The organism is Paraburkholderia sediminicola, from assembly GCF_046026675.1.
In the GTDB taxonomy this organism is placed as follows: domain Bacteria; phylum Pseudomonadota; class Gammaproteobacteria; order Burkholderiales; family Burkholderiaceae; genus Paraburkholderia; species Paraburkholderia sediminicola_F.
This window is the reverse complement of record NZ_JAQQEY010000003.1, coordinates 175,158-193,915: the sequence shown is the minus strand read 5'-3', so window position 1 is coordinate 193,915 and position 18,758 is coordinate 175,158. Positions and strand designations below refer to the sequence as shown.

Here is an 18,758-nt window from a genome sequence, read left to right as displayed (position 1 = left end):
AAAGGCCTCTGCGCTCTACCATTGCATCGCCGCGCCCATCCCGAAGGTCGTGCCGCCAGGGCTCATACCAACGCCTGCTTTCATCTTGATGTTTTCGGTGATACGAGCGGTTCCCCCCAGCGCGACGGCCTGATAGCCGCGGAAGCCCGCCGTGCCGATGCCAAATGACAACGTTTTGTCCTTGTCGACCTCCGGAATCATCGTCAATGCCGTCGCCGCGGCGATGCCGGAATAGGCATTGCGCGCGACGGAGTTGATTCCCGATTGCAACTGATCCACCCGTTGATCGGTATAGGCATTGGCCTGCGCGAGCCCCGCATTGAGCTGGTCCACGTTGACTGCGTCCGTTCCCTGCGTTCCCGCAGCTACATTCGCCACCTGCCGCGTATCGTTAAGTGAGCCGACGGATACCACGTTGCTTCGGCCTCCGTCCGTGCTACCTGAACCCAGCGCCACCGAGTTATTCCCACTCGCGGCCGCGCCGACGCCTACCGCGGTCGCGCCATTCGCGCTGGCTTGCGAACTGTTGCCGACCGCCGTGCTATTCGAGCCGGAAGCTACCGAGCCCTGCCCGCCCGCCGAAGAATTCGATCCGGTGGACGCGGGTGAAGAACCAGGAGTGGACGCGAAGGGGGCACCGCCGCCCCCGTTTTGATTGTTGATCAGCGTGGTCAACTGCGTGGTGACTGCGGCAAGCTGGCTTACGTTCACCGCGTCGGTTCCGGCCTTGCCTGCTGCCACACCGGTGATCTGCCGATTGCCGATATTGACCTCACCCGCGGATGACTGCGGACTGCTCAATCCGTACGCGATGTAGTTGCTCAACGCGCCAACTGTCGTCACCGATCCCGCGCCCAGCGCAACGCTGTTGGCCATCGACGCGCTCGCGCCAGAGCCCATCGCGACCGCATCGATGGCGCTGCTTTGCGCCCCCGAACCGATAGCAATGCCGCCTGCATTCGCAGACTTTGCGTTCGCCCCTTGTGCGATCGACTGGGCGCCACTTGCGATGGAGCCGCTGCCGAGCGCAATCGCGTCGGCCTGTGCCGCATTCGAGCTTTCGCCGATCGCGACGCCTCCCGGCGCTGTTGAATCGACGATGGCGCCGTTGCCGATACCCACGCCGTTGTCACCGTTGACCACCGTCGTCGGTCCGACCGCAATCGACTGCGCGCCGACCGCCAGCGAATCCGCCGCCGTCGAATTCGCGTGAAAGTACATCTGTCCGGACACGGCGAACGACGATAGCGCGCCCGCAAGCTGTCTGATCGTGACCGCATCTTGTGCCTGCGTGCCGTCCGCGACGTTGGTCAACTGGCGATAGGTGGTGCCGGCGGCGCTGCCGAAAGACACTGCGCCGAGCAGCGTTTGATCCGACGTGTTGAAGGGAATCGCATGGGTGCCATTCGCAATTGAACCGATACCAGACAGGACCGCGCGATTGGACACCGATCCCGAGCCGATCGCGACTCCGCCCGCCACCGATGCGCTCGACAGGGCACCCAGCGCAAGCGCGTTGTCCGCCTGCGCGGCAGCGCCGTTGCCGCCGGCGAAGCTGCTCACGCCGCTTGCGATTGCCCCCACGCCCGCCGCCAGCGCATTGGTGCCGGTGGCACCATCGTTGTTGTAGTTGCCGCCCTGCGTGCCGCCATCGTTGACGCTGTAGTAGTGCGTCTTGCTGGCCGTCACTACGCTGGCGAGGCTGCCGACCGCCTGATCCGTCGCGTACAGCTGCGAGCCGTTCACCGCGTCGGTACTGCTCGCGTTCACCCGGCCTGCCGCCACGTTCGTCACCGTACGCTCGTTACCCGCGCTGCCCACGCTCACCGTGCTCGTCGGTGCAGTCCCCGCGTACGTGTAGGCCGTGCCGTTGATCGTGTCGCCGGTCGTTGCCACTGTCGCAGCCGTGGTCGAACCGCTGCCCAGCGCAACGGCATTGGCGTTATTGGCCGTCGCGCCCTGACCCAGGGCCGTGCTGTTGGCGCCGGCCGCGGTGGCGGCCACGCCCGCCGCAAGCGCGTTGGTGCCGGTCGCGCCGTCGTCGGCGTAGTTGGCACTCTGGGTACCGCCGTCGTTGACGCTGTAGTAGTGCGTCTTGCTGGCCGTCACTACGCTGGCGAGGCTGCCGACCGCCTGATCAGTCGCGTACAGCTGCGAGCCGTTCACCGCGTCGGTACTGCTCGCGTTCACCCGGCCTGCCGCCACGTTCGTCACCGTACGCTCGTTACCCGGGCTGCCCACGCTCACCGTGCTCGTCGGGGCAGTCCCGGCGTATGTGTAGGCTGTGCCGTTGATCGTGACACCTGGCGTTACCACCGCCGCGGCTGTTGTCGATGCGCTGCCCAGCGCCACGCTATTGGCGAACGTCGAGCTCGCCCCGGCGCCAAGCGCTACGGCGTCCGTGGCGCTACTCTGCGCGCCTGAGCCCACAGCAACACCGCCCTGGTTGGCGGCATTCGCGTTGGCACCTTGCGCGATCGACTGCGCACCGCTCGCGACCGCACCGCTGCCGAGCGCCATTGCGTCGGCCGCGGCCGAATGCGATTGCTGGCCGATCGCGACGCCGCCGGGCGCCGTCGCATCGACCACCGCCCCGTTGCCGACACCAACGCCGTTGTCTCCGTTGACGACGGTCGTCGGTCCAACTGCAATCGACTGTGCGCCCACGGCCAGCGAATCGGCCGCCGTTGAATTCGCGTGAAAATAGTTCGTGCCCGTCACCGAGAACGATGACAATGCGCCCGCGAGTTGCCTGACGGTGACTGCGTCTTGCGCCTGCGTGCCGTCGGCGACGTTGGTCAACTGTCGGTAGGCGGTGCTACTGCCGACGGACACCGCACCCAGCAAAGTCTCGTCGGAGGTATTGAACGGAATCGCATGGGAACCGTTGGCGATCGATCCAACCCCGGGCAGAACCGTGCGATCTGAAACCGATCCCGACCCGATCGCCACGCCGCCGACGATCGAAGCCGTCGCTTGCAGTCCGAATGCGGTTGCGTTGTTCGCCAGCGCCTGGGCACCGTTGCCCAACGCCGTGCTGCTTGTCCCCGAAGCCAGAGCGCCGACACCTGCAGCCAGGGCGTTGACGCCGGTGGCGCCATCGTCGGCATAGTTGGCGCCCTGCGTGCCGCCGTCGTTGACGCTGTAGTAATGCGTCTTGTTGGCGGTTACCGTCGAGGACAGCGTGTCGACTGCCTGATCAGTTGCATACAACTGCGAGCCGTTCACCGCGTCGGTACTGGTCGAGCTCAGCCGGCCGGCAGCAACGTTCGTCACGGTGCGTTCCGCGCCCACCGTGCCGACACTCACCGTACTCGCCGGCGTGGTGCCGGCAAACGTATACGCCGTGCCGTTGATCGTCGCGCCTGGCGTCCCCACCGCTGCGGCTGTCGTGCTTCCTGCACCCAAGGCCACCGCGCCGGCATTGGTGACCGTGGCGCCGGAGCCGATCGCGACGCCGTGCGTCGCCGCGGCCGACACCGTTGCAGCGTCGCCGAACGCGACGGAACCGGCATTGTTCGCTTGCGATGCGTTGCCCAGCGCGACGGCGCCCTGGCCTGTCGCTGTATTGGTATTGCCGAGCGCCACCGCGCCCTGGCCATTGGACGTATTGTTCGCGCCCATGGTTATCGCACCGGTCCCGGTTGCCGAGTTCGGATCGCCGATGGCGACCGCGCCATTGCCGCTGGCCGTATTGCCCACGCCGATCGACACGGCCTTGCCGCCTGTAGCGGTTGCCGTCTGACCAATCGCTATGGCACCGGCAGAATTGGCTATCGCCGTATTGCCAAGAGCGATGGCATTCGCTGCCGAGGCATTTGCGTTCGTGCCGCTCGCAAAGGAATTGCCGCCGGTCGCTTTCGTACCGTTGCCGATTGATACATCGTTTTGGTCCGTTGGCGACCCGGAAGCACCCGCCGTACTATTTTGACCGATGGCAATACTGCTATCGCCATATGCATTTGAACCGGTCATCGCAGCAAGAGCAAACGATCCGGCAGCCACGGAATTTGATCCAAGCGCCGCTGAATTGTTGCCCGAAGCCAGCGCGTTCACGCCTACGGCAGTACTGGACACGCCAGATGCCGTCGAAATCTCTCCGAGGGACGTCGAACCGTTCCCGGAAGCTCGTGCCGAAAAACCCAAAGCCGCACTGTATAAACCCGTCGCAGTCGCGCTATCGCCAAGGGCAATCGTACTTTGGTTTGTCGCTTGAGTCTGTTTGCCCACCGCTGTACTGCTCACCCCCGAAGCCAGGGCACCCACGCCCGCAGCCAGGGCGTTGGCGCCGGTGGCGCCGTTGTTGTTAAAGTTGGCTCCCTGCGTGCCGCCGTCGTTGACGCTGTAGTAGTGCGTCTTGTTGGCCGTCACCGTGGTGGACAGGGTATTGATTGCCTGGTCCGTCGCGAAAAGTTGAGAGCCGTTCACCGCATCCGTGCTCGTGGCGCTCAGTTGCCCCGCCGCCACATTCGTGATCTGACGCTCGGCCCCTGTTTTGCCCACGCTCACTACACCTGCCGGCGCACCGCCGGCAAATGTGTAGGCCGTGCCGCCAATGGTCGCACCTGTAGTGGGGACGGCGCCGGTTGTCACCGTGCTGCCCTGGCCCAGCGCAACATTGCTGCCCGCAGTGCCCGTCGCAATGCTTGCACCCTGGCCCAATACCGTCGCATTGGCATTACCGTTGTCGGTAGACTGGTTGCCCAGCACCGTGGAGGATGCCCCCGTCGCGCTTGCCCCGAAACCACCGGCACTGGCATTGGCTCCGCCCGATACCGGTTGCACTGCTGTCACGCTGTTGTTCGATACAAACGGACCAGACTGGCCGTTGACGATTGACGTCACATTCTGGTTCGTTGCAAACAACTGCGACCCGTTCACCGCGTCCGTGCTCGTTGCGTTCAATGCCGCCGGCGCCATGTTGGTGATCGTCACCGGCGCTCCGGCACCCGCTCCGCCCGTCGCACCCAGGGTGATCTTGGTGCCGCCCGCCGCGTCATACTTGACCGCGATGTTCGCCGTGTTATCGACATTCGCATTCAGTGCCGTCAAAGCACCTGAAACGGTCGTCTGCGCTGTGGGTCCCGTCACGGCCCCGGTGTTGCTGACACTGTTGACGGGCTGGCTGAAGCCGGTGATATTGCCAGTGCCGGGACTGTAGCTCGCACCTCCGCCCAGCGTGCTCGCAGTGGTCGTGCCGAGATCGTTGACACCGGCTACCACCGAGTTCAGCTGCGAGCCGTTGATTGCGTCGGTGCTGGTGACTGAGATCACGCCCGCCGCCACGTTCTGCAGTTGCCGCTCCTGACCCGCGGCACCGACCGAGACGATGCCATTGGCCGCGCTGGCAATGCCTGCCGCCGTGCCACCATAAAGCGCAGTGGTGCCTGTATGGGGCGCCGCCGTCGTGCTGCCGGCGCCCAGCGCCACGCTATTCGCATTGCTAACTGTCGCGCCCGAACCAATCGCCACGCCCCTGGATGCCGTCGCCTGCACGACAGCGCTATCGCCTAACGCGATCGAACCCGCGTTGTTCGCCTGGGACGTGTTGCCAAGCGCCACAGAACCCTGTCCGATGGACACATTGGTATTGCCAAGCGCCACCGCACCCTGACCGTTCGCCGTATTGTTCGCTCCCATCGCCACTGCGCCGGTGCCGGTGGCGACGTTCGGATCGCCGATGGCCACCGCGCCATTGCCGGTTGCCGTGTTGCCGACGCCGATCGACACCGCCTTGCCGCCCGTCGCGGTGGCTGTCTGGCCAATCGCCACCGCCCCAGCCGAGTTGGCCGTCGCTGTGTCGCCGATGGCAACGGTCGAGGCTGCCGATGCCGTTGCGGCATTGCCACCCGCGTAGGAATTGCCACCGGTTGCTTTCGCGCCGGCACCGATCGCCGTGTCGTCGGTTACCGTACCGCCCGAGACGCCTGCAACCGCCGACACACCGACCGCTGTCGATCCAGGATTGAAAGCGTTGGCCGCACTGCCCGCGGCAGTGGAATTGACCCCTGCCGCGTTCGTGTCGCTGCCGATGGCGGTGCCATGACTACCGCCCGCCTTGCTGGCAATCCCTATTGCGACGGCGTTCTGGCCACCGGCGGAGGTGACAGCAGCCCCCCCATACGCCGAACCAATTGCAATCGCTCCGATACCGGCTGCGTTGGCACTGGTACCCACCGCAATACCTGCCTGGCCGCCTGCGTTGGCATTGAAGCCCGCGGCAAAGCTGCTTTGACCAACCGCCTGTGCCTGCAGCCCGAACGCCGAAGCCCATTGCCCCGCACTTGCGCCCATGCCGAAGGCAGTGCCTCCGTCACCGGTCACCGTGGTAAAGGCGCCATACAACGTGACACCAAGGTGAGAGCCGCCATCCGCCGAACATCCCGCAACCGTCGAGTAATAGCCGTTCCCGTCAATCTGGGCGCGGTTGGTGTAAGTGGCCACGCCGTCAGGTCCTGTTCCCGTGCCCCCGATACCTCCACAGGCGGAGCCGCCCGTGAAGGCGATCGTACCTGCCATTGCAGGCAATGGCCCTATGAGGATGAACGATGTGGCAATGACGGAGAGCGCCAGGACTCTGATTCCCGCCCGCCAACTGGATGCGCCGTTCGCCCTGTCGGCTGCACACGACACCGCTGACGCAACAATCTTATGCCGTGCAGACTTGCACCGCTTCCTGGGCGAAGCAGTCTCAGGAACTGCTGTCCAGGCACCGATAGAATCGTTCCACACACTTCGATATACCTTATTCATTTTGGATACCTAAATTATTTATTCACCAGAATACGGCGTCATAGTGCCTCCTTCGCCGGCCGGGTTTTCTATCTGGCTGGGCAAAAAGTAGAACGAGAAACCGTAACGCCTCCCAAAACGGTCTAACCCAACTCGACTACTACCAGATCGTTTGAAACAGCAACACCAATCAAGCTGTCGCGCCCTCAAGATGGTGAGCGCCACGGCCATTCGCCAGTGACATCTATCAAATTAGCCATACTAATTAATGCATTAAATCGAAAACCCCCTGATACTGTGCGTCGCGTTATTCACTTGAGTTGCACGGTCGTCGTGATGACGACTGCTTTTAAGAGATGATCACGGCATTCAATACGAAGGAACGTTCTGATAAGTCGAACGCACCCAATCGCCTTGATTTAAAAGCGAAGTCGAATGACGGGCTTTCCGTTTCCCCCTTTCCCTATGACCAGCCGTCTTCAGCTGCTGCGCTTGAACAATCGCTTTCCTGCTAATTAGCGGATCGTCTCCAAAGCGTGTCTTCGTTTTAATTCATTTTTTCTTTTTACTCCATATTCACGAGACGTCTGAACGACTGCCGTGAATAACTGCCTACCGGATGCATATGCGTGGCATGGCACTTGTTCGATCTCTGACTCCTTCTGCCCTTCTCCTCCATACATAGCGCAACGCGGCGACGAGTATCTGACATGACACGCACCGGCCGGCTGAGTGCCGCTTATATTGGCTTATTCTCTGGTTTTAATTTGCCGTTTTACCCATATTCTGGGACATATTTACTAGTGACCTCTTTGCCGCTAACCAGAATCAACACAATAGTTTTCAACGCGGCTGTCAGACGGACGAAATGTTGCATTCACTTACAAGATGTTTCACACAATAGGATAGAACTGCTCATTTGTCGAGAAATGTCTAATGAAAATTGGTGACGCTTGTCCTACGCGCAGGCTGCGCGAGATCTTGGCCTTTCCGTGTCTGGCCGACTTGCATTTGCCGCGAAGATCCGCTCGGCCCGTAGCCGAGCAATGAAAAGTGAAGTCAATGAAGAACGCAATCGCCAGGAGGCATCACAGCGGACGGCATTGTCAGGTTGCGTGACCCGTGGGATAAGATGGCGCGATGAAGAAATCGAAATCGCTCTATCACGGTCACCGTTTCCCGGTTAGTGTCATCAGCTGTGCTGTTCGATGGTATTTCCGCTTCCAGTTGAGCTTGCGCGACATCGAGGAACTGCTTTTCGAGCGCGGCGTGATCGTGACATACGAGACGATCCGATGCTGGTGTGAATGGAATGAACGGCCCCCGCCAATCGGTGAGGATATCCAGGAGGTGCCTCCTCACTCACAGGCCGACGGTATCGAAGTGCCAAAGCAGGAGGATCATAAGGATCTTCCCAGGCAAACCGGAGTGGCGATCATGAAACGTACGATCGTGGGTGTGGATATCGCGAAGAACGTGATGCAGGTTCATTGGGTTGTTCGTCAAAGCTGCGGCCCGACTGAACAACCGCGCAGAGAACAGTCATCAACCGACGCGCGAACCCGAGCGTCGCATGCGAGGCTTTCGCGACCCGAAACGCACGCAGGCTTTCCTTTCGAGCTTCGGTCCGATCCGTCAGCACTTCGCACTGAAACGGCATCTACTGCGCGCTTCTCTCTATCGCAAACAACTCGCGGCGCGATTCGCTGCGTGGTGCGACATCACCGAAGTCGCCCAAAAATCCGTCCTACGCCTTCTGAGGACGCTCTTTCCCGTCGTCTTTTCTCCTCAGCCTCGACAGGTTGACAAAGCCGTCTAAACGAATGAAGCCTGATCCAACGCTCACAGTTTCGCCAGTGGCGGACAAATTGGTCTCACTCACCGCCAAAATTCCGCTGGGCCGCCTCTTGCGTGAATACGTATTCACAATATACTCGTTGTACTGATTACAAGCCTTCCTCGAGGAAACAGTGAAATCACGCGGCCAGAAGCGAACAGTAACGAGTCATGACATCGCGCGTCTGGCCGGCGTCTCGCAGCCAACGGTATCGCGTGTGCTCACGGGCAACGACCGCGTGAATCAGGAGGCCCGCAACCGCGTTCTAGCGGCCGCCCGCGAACTTAAATACCGTCCGAACGGCAATGCGCGTGCCATGCGTACTAGCCGAACCGGCAATGTTGGAGTTCTAGTTTCTCGTCTCACCAACCCGCTTTACCCGGAAATGCTCGAGGCCATAGGGCGACGACTGAGTGCTCACGCTCTGCGCATGGTTATGTGGAGTACGGAGGAAATCGACGAGAAACTCGCGATGGATGCGATCCATGAAAGCCTGGTCGACGGCGTGATCATGACGACGGCGACCGATGCAAGTTCCCGCCTTTACGAAACGCTTGAACTTAATGCCCCGGTAGTGCTGATCAACCGGTCGGTGGAACGCTGGGCTTGCGATCAGGTCACGAGCGACAACCTCGAGGGCGGCGCCATGGTCGCGCGCTACTTCTCCGACGCGGGACGCTGTCGCATTGGTCTGCTGGGCGGCCCAGCGGCGGCATCGACGATCCGCGAACGGCAGACCGGCTTCCGGCTACAACTTGCCGGAAAGAACTCAATCCTGCCAGCGGCACATTGCATAGACGTCGAAACCTTCTCGTATCAACAAGGCTATGCCGCAGCGAAGGAACTCCTGAGGCGAACGAGCCAACGTCTGGACGCACTTTTCTGCGTCAACGATATCCTGGCCATCGGCGCGATAGACGCGGCGCGTTCGCTCGGCATGTTGGTTCCGGACAATCTGTGGATTGTCGGTTATGACGATATTGAACAGGCATCGTGGGACGCCTTCGATTTGACCACGGTGCGCCAGCCGCTCGGTGCCATGGCGGATCAGACGATCGAATTCCTGCTCGGTCGAATGGCAGGGCACGCAGGCCCTCCACGCCGTCAGAGCGTGGCTAACGAATTGATTGTGCGAAGCTCCACTGCATCATGGCAATCAAATACGTCACGCTTGAAGCAATGACCGGGTAAGCATATTCGAGCACGCCTGACCCAAGCGGGACGTGGCGGGCTTGATTTGAATCTTCAACGCTTTAAATTCGCAATCCTAATTATGAATGAAAGGTCCAATATAGTTCCGCCTATCCGCCAAGCGCAGGACTTCGTGTCGGAACCGGCCCGCAACATTCCGGTCCGCTATCGTCCCGATGTACTGGTGGTGGGTGGTGGCCCCGCCGGCATTGCCGCCGCCACGGCGGCCGCCCGCTCCGGGGCGTCCGTCCTGATCGCCGACCGCAACGGGTATCTCGGCGGTGCACTGACCATGGTGACGCTCGGCAGCATCTGTGGTTTGTACGCAGTGTCGCCCGAGCGCATCACGCCGGTAGTTGGCGGTATCGGCATGGAGATCGCGGAGCGGCTGCAAACATCCGGTGGCAGCAACGGCCCGCTGCGCTGGCTGGAGACCGCATCCCTGCCCTACGATCCAAGTACCTTCAAACTGATCGCCGATGACCTGATCGCCGGATCAGGTGCCCAGGTCGCGTTCCACTGCAGTGGTGTGGCGGTCGTAAAGGAAGGCGCCCGGGTAACGGGTGTCGTCTTCGAAGGTGTCGATGGCCGATGGGCTTGCATGGCTGCGGCGATTGTCGACTGCACGGGCGACGGTACCATCGCGGCGCTTGCAGGCGCTGATTTCGAACATGATGTTGTGAACGGGCAGGCACCCACCACCATGTTCCGTTTCGGCGGTGTCGATGTTGCGCGCGCCAGACAGATCTCGCGCCCCGAACTGCACGCGTGTCTCGAACGAGCGGTGGCGAGCGGCCTGACTCTACCTCGCACCGCTGGCGGCGCATTCAGCAACCAGCCGTATGCGATGCATCTGAACATTACGCGGATTCTGCGCGAGGGCGTGCCTCCCAATACTCTCGACACGCAGGAAATAAGCGCCGCGGAGGTAGAGGGACGGCGGCAGTTACGTGCCTATCTGCGCGCTTTCCGCGAGTTCGTGCCGGGTTATGAGGAATGCTTTATTGCCGACATTGGCGCGTCAATCGGTGTGCGCGAGAGCCGCCGCGTCGCGGGCGACTATCGGCTCACGCTCGACGATGTCCTGAAGGAAGGTCGCTTTGAAGACGCCATTGCCTGCAGCGCCTGGCCAGTGGAGGAGCATGGCGCAGGGCGCGGCACTCGCTGGGTTTTTCTCGCGCCGGACACCTACTACCAGATTCCGCTTCGCGCACTGCTCCCCTCGGGCCTCGATGGCCTGCTGGTGGCCGGCCGTTGCGCGTCGGCTTCTCACGACGCGCACGCGTCGATGCGTGTAGCCGGCGTGTGTTTCGCCATGGGCGAAGCGGCCGGCGTGGTCGCGGCGATGGCGTCGACTGCACAAATCCCTGTGCGCGGCGTCGAGTTCGCCGGCGTACGCGCCGAGCTGATTCGCCGCGGTGCTTTCCTTGGCGACGACAGCGTCGCTCACACGGCCTGACTTCCATCTCATTTCACACATAAACGCTCTGCCTGATGAACACAACCTATCGATCCAATTTCGCACCCGGCACCACTCGCTGGGCCATCCGTCGCGCACAATGGCGTGCCCTCGGCATTTCCGATGCCGACATGGAAAAGCCGAAGATCGCTGTGATCAACACGTCGTCCGAGTTATCGATATGTTTCAGCCATCTCGACGAAGTCGCCCGGATCGTCAAGCAGGCGATCCGCGATGCCGGTGGTCTGCCGTTCGAAATCGGCACCACCGCGCCCAGCGATTTCATTACCGGTGCGGGACGTAGCGGCCGCTATCTAATGCCGTCGCGTGATCTGATTGTCAACGACATCGAGGCATCGGTTGAGGGGGCAATGCTCGACGGCATGGTGTGTCTGAGTAGTTGCGACAAAACCGCGCCTGCACATCTGATGGCTGCTGCGCGGCTGAACATTCCTACGGTGCTGGTAATCGGCGGCTACCAGGGCTGCGGCCGGATCAATGGCGAAAAAGTCGATATCGAGGACGTATTCGAATCCGCAGGTGAACTGGCGATGGGCCACAAGACGATCAGTCAGGTCGAGCAGATGTGCGAAGTCGCGATCCAGGGGCCCGGTGTGTGCGCCGGAATGGGTACGGCCAACACGATGCACATTATGGCGGAATCGATCGGCATGACCTTGCCGGGAAGCGCCCCAGTGCCCGCAGGCAGTCCGAAGATGCTCGACCTCGCAGCGCAGGCCGGACGCCGGATCGTCGCGATGGTCGAAGAAAACCTGCGCCCGCGCGACATCATGACACCGGCTGCATTTCGCAACGCCATCACGGTCGGTCTCGCCGTCAGCGGCTCGATCAATATGCTGCGTCATTTACAAGGCGTGGCCGCCGAAGGCGAAGTCAATGTGAACGTGTACCAGTTGGTGCGGGAACTCGACGGCGCGGTGCCGTTACTGTGCGCAATCAAGCCGAACGGTCCGGGCCGGATCGAAGACCTTGACACCGCCGGCGGCTCCGCCGCCGTCATGACCCAACTAGGCGAGCTGCTCGATACGAGCGTGCTGACTGTTACCGGAAAGTCCCTCGCCGACAATCTAGTACCGCACCGGGTGCTTCGGCCGGACGTCATCGGCAGTATCAAAGAGCCGGCGGCCAGGGGACCTTCGATCGTCATCCTGATCGGCTCACTTGCACCCAAGGGCTCAATCATGAAGCTCGGTCTTGGCGATAAAGCCGATCGCTTCAGCGGGCCGTGCCGCGTGTTCGAAAGCCAGGAAGCAGCACTCGATGCACTCGACGCGGGCCATATCCAGGGCGGTGAGGTTGTCGTTTTACGCCGGCTAGGGGCACGCGGTGGCCCGGGCGTTGCCTCCGCTTCGTGGTTCGTCGCGGCAGTCAACGGCGCGCAGCTCGGTTCGGAGATCGCTGTGATTACCGACGGTCAGTTATCGGGCTTGAACCGCGGCTTCACAATCGGTCAGGTGATGCCCGAAGCCGCGGACGGCGGCCCGATCGCCTACGTGCAGGAAGGCGACATCGTCACGATCGATGTGACGCGCCGCTCGGTCGACCTCGACGTGTCCGCCGAGGAGCTGGCCAAGCGAAAGGCCTCAGCCGTCCCGCCTAGGACGCCCGCGCCGCGCGGCTGGCTGCGGATCTATCAGCACCTGGTCCATCCGTTGTCGGAGGGTGGTTCATTGGTGCCCCGTGACTAAGCGCATTTAGCGCGATATCGACACCGCGCGCATCGCACCGATCACGTAGCACTGGCGTTGAAACCCCAACGCCACCTGACCCGCACAAAAAATAAACGGAGACTCTTACATGCATCAATCGATGATCATCATGGCGATCGTAGTAACGTACATCGCGCTCACTACGTTCGTCGGCACACTTTCGGCGAAATACACCACCGACACCTCGTCCTTCATGAGCGCAAAAAACATGATGGGGCCCTTCGTGGTCGGGATACTTCTGATGTCGGAATTTGTCGCCACAGGCTCGACGCTCGGCACGGCGGAATCGGCGTATTCGCATGGTCTTGCCGCGTCCTGGAACGTCATTTCCCTCGGTATAGCCTTTGTACTGTACGGATTCCTGCTAGCCCCGAAATTCCAGAAGACCGGTGAATACACGATTTCCGGCGCGTTGGCGCAAGCATACGGTCAGCGCACGCGAACTGTCGTGTCGCTCATCATGGTCTATGCGCTCGTGGTCGTGAACGTCGCGGCATTCACGGGCGGCGGCGTGATTTTTGCGGCCATTCTAGGCATCTCCGTGCAAGCCGGGGTATCCATCATCGGGGTAGCATCCATCGTGAACGTGACGCTCGGCGGAATCCGCGGCGTGGGTGTCTCCAATCTGATTCACATGTTTTTCAAATTCGTGAGTCTGTTCGTGCTGGCTGGTTTCGCCTACGCGACGTTGCGACACGATCCCCTGGCGCTCGCTCGCATTCCCGATAGTCTTTATTCGCTGCACGGTATTGCCCCTAACACGCTGCTTTCGTGGACCGTATCGAATATCGGTGCAATTTTCGCGACCCAATACGTGATCCAATGCATCAGCTCTCTAGGAAGTGCGGCTCAAGCGCGCCGAGCCAGCTTTATCGCGGCGACATTCTTCATTCCCGCCGGCCTGCTGGCTGCCTTTATCGGCATCGCCGCACGTGGCATTTTCCCCGGCATCCCTGCCGTCCAGGCACTGCCCGCCTTTTTCGCGGTGATGCCGCCCTGGCTTGCGGGCGTCGGCGTCATGGGCATTGTGGCGGTCACCTTCGTGACCATTCTGGCGTGCCAGGTCGGGACCACTGCGCTGATCATGTCGGACTTCGTTATCCCGTTGACCCAACCGCGTGAGGAACGGAAGCTGGCTGCTACGCGTGCGGTCTCCATTGCTGTTGGATTACTGCCCATTCCCTTTGCGCTGTTCGTACCCGGTCTGCTTCACACCATCTTTTTCGCCCGGGCGTTACGCTCCAGCATTGCAGTAGTAGCCGTGTTCATGTTTTATCTGCCGGCATGCAGAAATGACCGGACGGCGTCCGCGGGACTGATCTGCAGCGTCGTCGCGACCTCTATCTGGTTCGCGCTCGGCGACCCCTGGTTCGACGACATTTATATCGCGATTCTTGTACCCGCCTCCTTTCTGCTGGGCGGCAAGCTGCTAGGACGCCGATCGGCACGAACAGTCTGAGGGGACGCGCACATGGCACGCCACGCTCAAACCTGAACGAGAAGCGGGTAGCGAGGAGTCGGGGGCCTAGAGCAGGGTTATCTGGTCAGCCGCCCGCTTAACTCGGAGGCCTTTGCCGAATTCATGCTGCGTTTTTGATAGCGCCAAACGGAAATTAGGTTCGCGCGCTGTTGACGCGGTGAGCACCGACTCAAACCCTCGACACACCCCGACCTCGGATCAGGATCGATCGCCCTCTCACGCTACGTCTTACGCGCTAAACAACCTGCAGGCGGCCGCCATGGAGCTCAAGCCCTTCACGTGACCAAACGGCTTGACAAACAAGTCCCCATAGACCTCTGTTCACTCGCGGACAGTCTATCGTGGCGCGCATCGAGATCGCTCTTGCAAACGGGTCGGCGTCTGTCGCATGTTCTGCGTGTCGCGTTATCGCTCGGTCAGGACGAGGCTCGCACTCCTGCTGCGCGAGCGCGTCTGCGCTCAGTGTCATCGAGATGGAGCTGCATTGCGCGGGACGCGCCTGACGCATCACCAGCGACAATGGCTTCGAGAATGGCGCCATGCAGCGGCAAGGAAACCCGCCGGTTTTCTTCGGGCATTTGATTGGTGATCCTGATCGAGGCAGCAAGTGTCGTCCGAATCGCTTGCACGATAGGTAGCAAAAACTGGTTCCCGCTCGCCTCGAGAATAGCCGTATGAAACTCGAGATCCGCAGCGGCGAACGCCTCGACGTCACCCTGTGACGATTCCATCCCCGCGTAAGCCCCACTAATTCGCTCACGCTCCGCTGACCCCGCGCGTTGCGCCGCTGATGCCGCCGCTGCCGGCTCGACGATCCGCCGCACTTCCATCAACTGCTGCAGCGCCACGTCGGCCACATTGGATTCGCCGTGCCATTCGAGCAGGCTGTGGTCGAGCTGGTTCCATTCCGAGCGGGGCAGCACGGTGGTCCCGCGTCGCTGCCGCGGATCGACGAGCCCCTTCGCCGACAGCACTTGCAGTGCTTCTCGCAGCACGGTTCGGCTGACCTGGTAGTGCGCCAGCAACTCGCCCTCCGTAGGAAGGACGTCCCCAGGCTTCAGGTCGCCGCATACGACGCCGCGACCCAGATCGTGGACCAGTTGATCGCGCAGATTGCGCTTCAGATGAGGACGTTGCGTGCCCATGTCTGATATGTGACAGGCGACGCGGAGGGACAGCGTTGTTTCCTTCAAGACATTCCTGCGTCGCCCCATGCGTTTCCCACTTCAACATGCCAGGCGGGGCGGCACGCTAAGCATATCGCAAGCGGCGAATGCAACCCGAATAAGTCCAGTGGTTTCGCGGCACACCAAGAGCTTCGGTCAGCTTCGCTTTGACATGATTCGCGTCGCTGGATGTATGCTCCTGTGGCGGAGAGGAAATGCCTCGGCTCAAATCCGGCAGCGCGCTCAGCGCATCAATGGCTTGAGCGTGGAGACCTTAAGAGCGGGCGACTGGCCATTCATGCCGGTACGGATGACAACCCCCTCAGCTGCAACTTCAGTGTTCTGCAGCCGACTGGCGTCTTCACGCGCGACCCCCTCCAGCTCCCAAGACCCCGTCGTGTCGTACACCACAGGCACCGTGAACGGGTCATTGCCGCGAAGAACCAGTTTTCCAGACACTACGAGATGCTGCCCGACAGCAGGCTGTGCAGCGCACGCGCAAGTCAGCAGGGGAAGCAGCAACGCAGGGATTAGGCGTTTTAGCATCGGATTCGATATCGAAAGCGTCGCAGGAAAGAACTGCTCCCCTGTGTAGGGGCGTAGCGATTAAATCATGTTCGACGCGGTCAGTCGACAACAACAGTCAGCGTTGTGCCCGGAGGAACGCGCACCGTCTCCTGGTAGGTGCCCGAAACGCTTGAACGTTGGACCGGGAAGCTTGCTAGACCTTGCAGGACGCCCGGCACAGCTGCCGAAATGTTGCGGGCCAACGCGCTCGGGTCGATTTGCGATAGCGTAAAGCCACCTTCTGCACGTTGCCCGAAGCTGTAATCAGGGAAACCTGCCGACAACGGAATCTGGCCTTCGACCGTGGCGGTCATATGGCGCAGTTCAAGCGCAACAGTCATACCCGGGCTGAACTGGTTAAGAACATCGTTGAGGATGTCCATCGACGCAGTCTTGTTTTTGTTCGTCAGCAAAGCCTTGTAGAAATTCAGGCCCAGCTGGCGATTCAGGAATCCGCCGAAAGTGCCAGCAACCGAGTAGCTGTCGCAGTCGGTTCCCATCGGTGTCCAGACGTTCAACGAGCAGTTGTACGAACCCTGACCTTGCCACCCCACATAGGAGAGGTATCGGCCATCACGAACCGCGTTGTGCGTGTTGTCGATGTTAAAGCTCACCCAATCTTCCATCATCATCGCCGACATTTCTTCCAACCACGTTTCGTAGGCATACTGCGAGCCCATCAGAATCGCGCGACGATAAAAGTTCTGCATGTGTGTGCTTTCATGAGCCATCGTCGTCTGCATTGCCTGCAGCCCGGCCGCGGCTCCCAGATACAGCGTTTCCGAATCCAAATACTGCGAAATGGACTCGTTACTGTATGCAGCTTGACCTGAACCTTTCTTGAAATTGTTAAGCCCGTGGAAGTACCCAACCATCCCGTAAGGCTTAGAATCGGGGTTAAAGTTGAACACCACGAGGTCGATAGGCTGGTTCGTGCCATCAATCATAACCGAGCTATCGTTGGGACCATACAGCTTCCCACCAACGCTGGTCACCATGTCGTACACACCACCTGCCGAAGCGTACTTGGAGAGCAGATTGTCCACAATCGCCTGGGTCATCTTCCCTGTGCCCCATTCGCTCGACTCGACCCACACATTAACGGTCGTACCGTCAGCTGTCTTTGCCGTGGCGCGCAGGTTCGTCAACCGCTGCGAGTAGTCGCTGTCATAGAAGGAGCGCGTATCGCCCATGTTGTAGGTCACTACCGAGCGCAACGGAGCAGCGGATGCTGCCACTAGCGCCGAGTTCCAAGGACCGCGCCACTGGCTTGCAGCGAGGTCTGCCCAGCCCTTTGCGTTGAACTGCGCGATGGCTGAAACCTTCGGGTCTTCGCCAGGACGCGTCGCGGAAGCTGGCAAGAGTGATGCCGATACGGCGCTCATCTCACTGCTGCTCGCGCGAATTGCCGGCATCGCCTGATTGCCGCCTTCGTTTGTGAAGACGTACGTCAGTTTGTTACCCGACAGTCCGCTGATCGCCACTGGAACATCGACGGGGGCTGTGCCCGCGTTGATTGCTTGCCACAGCCCAGTGCCGCTGCCCGAGTATGCTGAATCGCTGCTTGCGCCGCAGTTGCTGCACGCTGCATGGAGCTTGCCATCTGCCGATGGTGAAACGGTCGTCGAAGGGCCGCCTGAGCCCGAGCCACCGCCCGTGCTACTGCCACCTCCGCTACTGCCACCGCCACCACCCCCACATCCAGCGACACTCAAAACGACAGCAATAGCTGCCACATACCCCAAAAACGACTTCAAGCGCGAAGTGCGCATTCTTCTTCTCCATGGTGGTAAGCCGGTGCTGATGTCCGAGGCCTGGGAGCCGTAACCTGTTGTCCCAGCTCCGGGTGGGTACGTTCCAAAAAAGCACCGCACCGTGGTTATCGACAACTTCCGGGCCATACTTGAGGCGGAATACCGTAGCCGCGTCGCTTCGGATTTTTGCAGCCCTCCCAAATGCCTAGCTACGATGTTCAGGCTTAGTGCCTATGTGGCCGAAACCAACTGTGCCTATAGCCAGCCGGGATGCCGGGGCATGACGGGAAGCAGGTACTGATGGCGCGGCAGTGTGACCAAGCACGTCAAAGTGCTGATTTAGGGTTCTGGCCGTGCCGGCTACGCCGCTGGAGTCTGCCTTACGGGCGAATCTTTTCCCGCTGCTTCTGACAGGCGTTGCACAAGCGATGCAGACGGGCTTATCGCGCAACACCGTGCATCGCTATGTCAGGGATGGACAGGCGAGACGGTACGCCGCGTAGTCGTCCCACATGATCGTTGCCGGAGTGCGCCCCTGACCTCTGATCGCCTTCGAGAAGAAAACCTTTGCCGCAACCACATCGCTCCTGGCGCTAAGCCGGAAATCGACCGTCTTGCCCGCCCGGTCACCGGCGCGGTAAAGATAGGCCCATTTGCCACGGATCTTCACGTAGGTCTCGTCAACTCGCCACAACTGCCCGGCTGTCATGGCCTGGCGATTCCAGCGTTTGACGAACAGACGGTACACAGTCCGTTGAGCGAGGGGTCAACCGCCATGTATGAGGGGGCAGTGCGGAAAGCTGAGATGCCATAGAGGGAGCTTGTAGCCCTATCGGGCAATC

7 protein-coding genes and 4 pseudogenes are annotated in these 18,758 nt (G+C 61.0%); 6 read left to right on the top strand and 5 right to left on the bottom strand.

From position 1 onward, the window contains the following. Positions 1-15 precede the first annotated feature (15 nt). Positions 16-6,444: a hypothetical protein gene (locus tag PQQ86_RS39010; RefSeq protein WP_408279739.1), complete on the bottom strand. Its 6,429-nt coding sequence runs from the start codon at positions 6,442-6,444 to the stop codon at positions 16-18. 192 nt (positions 6,445-6,636) lie between these two features. After that, positions 6,637-6,753: pseudogene (locus tag PQQ86_RS39005) on the bottom strand (ESPR domain-containing protein); the annotation flags it as partial. A 1,119-nt stretch (positions 6,754-7,872) separates the two neighbouring features. On the opposite strand from PQQ86_RS39005, the pseudogene PQQ86_RS39000 reads away from it, so the two are divergent. The 6 genes and pseudogenes from PQQ86_RS39000 to PQQ86_RS38975 all read left to right on the top strand — a co-directional run. Further along, a pseudogene (locus PQQ86_RS39000) lies at positions 7,873-8,034 on the top strand (IS6 family transposase); the annotation flags it as partial. Between the two features lie 186 nt (positions 8,035-8,220). Then, positions 8,221-8,492: pseudogene (locus tag PQQ86_RS38995) on the top strand (IS6 family transposase); the annotation flags it as partial. Positions 8,493-8,702: 210 nt separating this feature from the next. Then, on the top strand, positions 8,703-9,752 hold the full coding sequence (locus PQQ86_RS38990) for a LacI family DNA-binding transcriptional regulator (protein WP_408279593.1): 1,050 nt from the start codon (positions 8,703-8,705) through the stop codon (positions 9,750-9,752). A 141-nt stretch (positions 9,753-9,893) separates the two neighbouring features. After that, entirely contained in the window at positions 9,894-11,219 is a 1,326-nt protein-coding gene (locus tag PQQ86_RS38985; protein WP_408279592.1) for an FAD-dependent oxidoreductase, read from the top strand. A gap of 35 nt (positions 11,220-11,254) precedes the next feature. Then, a complete protein-coding gene (ilvD, locus tag PQQ86_RS38980; RefSeq protein WP_408279591.1) occupies positions 11,255-12,928 on the top strand; it encodes a dihydroxy-acid dehydratase in 1,674 nt (557 codons plus the stop codon). Between the two features lie 121 nt (positions 12,929-13,049). Next, positions 13,050-14,408 carry a sodium:solute symporter family protein gene (locus PQQ86_RS38975; protein WP_408279590.1) on the top strand — a complete coding sequence of 453 codons (1,359 nt, stop codon included), beginning with the start codon at positions 13,050-13,052 and terminating at the stop codon, positions 14,406-14,408. Positions 14,409-14,845: 437 nt separating this feature from the next. Here the strand turns inward: PQQ86_RS38975 and PQQ86_RS38970 are convergent, their stop codons facing one another. The 3 genes and pseudogenes from PQQ86_RS38970 to PQQ86_RS38960 form a co-directional block, all read right to left on the bottom strand. Continuing rightward, complete coding sequence (locus tag PQQ86_RS38970; protein WP_408279589.1) at positions 14,846-15,574, bottom strand: FadR/GntR family transcriptional regulator; 729 nt, start codon at positions 15,572-15,574, stop codon at positions 14,846-14,848. A gap of 647 nt (positions 15,575-16,221) precedes the next feature. Next, positions 16,222-17,934, bottom strand: a complete 1,713-nt coding sequence (locus PQQ86_RS38965) for a M30 family zinc metallopeptidase (protein ID WP_408279588.1) — start codon at positions 17,932-17,934, stop codon at positions 16,222-16,224. 451 nt (positions 17,935-18,385) lie between these two features. Continuing rightward, positions 18,386-18,652 (bottom strand): annotated as a pseudogene (locus tag PQQ86_RS38960) (DDE-type integrase/transposase/recombinase); the annotation flags it as partial. Positions 18,653-18,758 lie beyond the last annotated feature (106 nt).

Coding starts and splice junctions, on each gene's coding strand:
- PQQ86_RS38975 (WP_408279590.1), top strand. CDS start 13,050: ATGATCATCATGGCGATCGTAGTAACGTACATCGCGCTCACTACGTTC.
- PQQ86_RS38970 (WP_408279589.1), bottom strand. CDS start 15,574: ATGGGCACGCAACGTCCTCATCTGAAGCGCAATCTGCGCGATCAACTG.
- ilvD (WP_408279591.1), top strand. CDS start 11,255: ATGAACACAACCTATCGATCCAATTTCGCACCCGGCACCACTCGCTGG.
- PQQ86_RS38965 (WP_408279588.1), bottom strand. CDS start 17,934: ATGCGCACTTCGCGCTTGAAGTCGTTTTTGGGGTATGTGGCAGCTATT.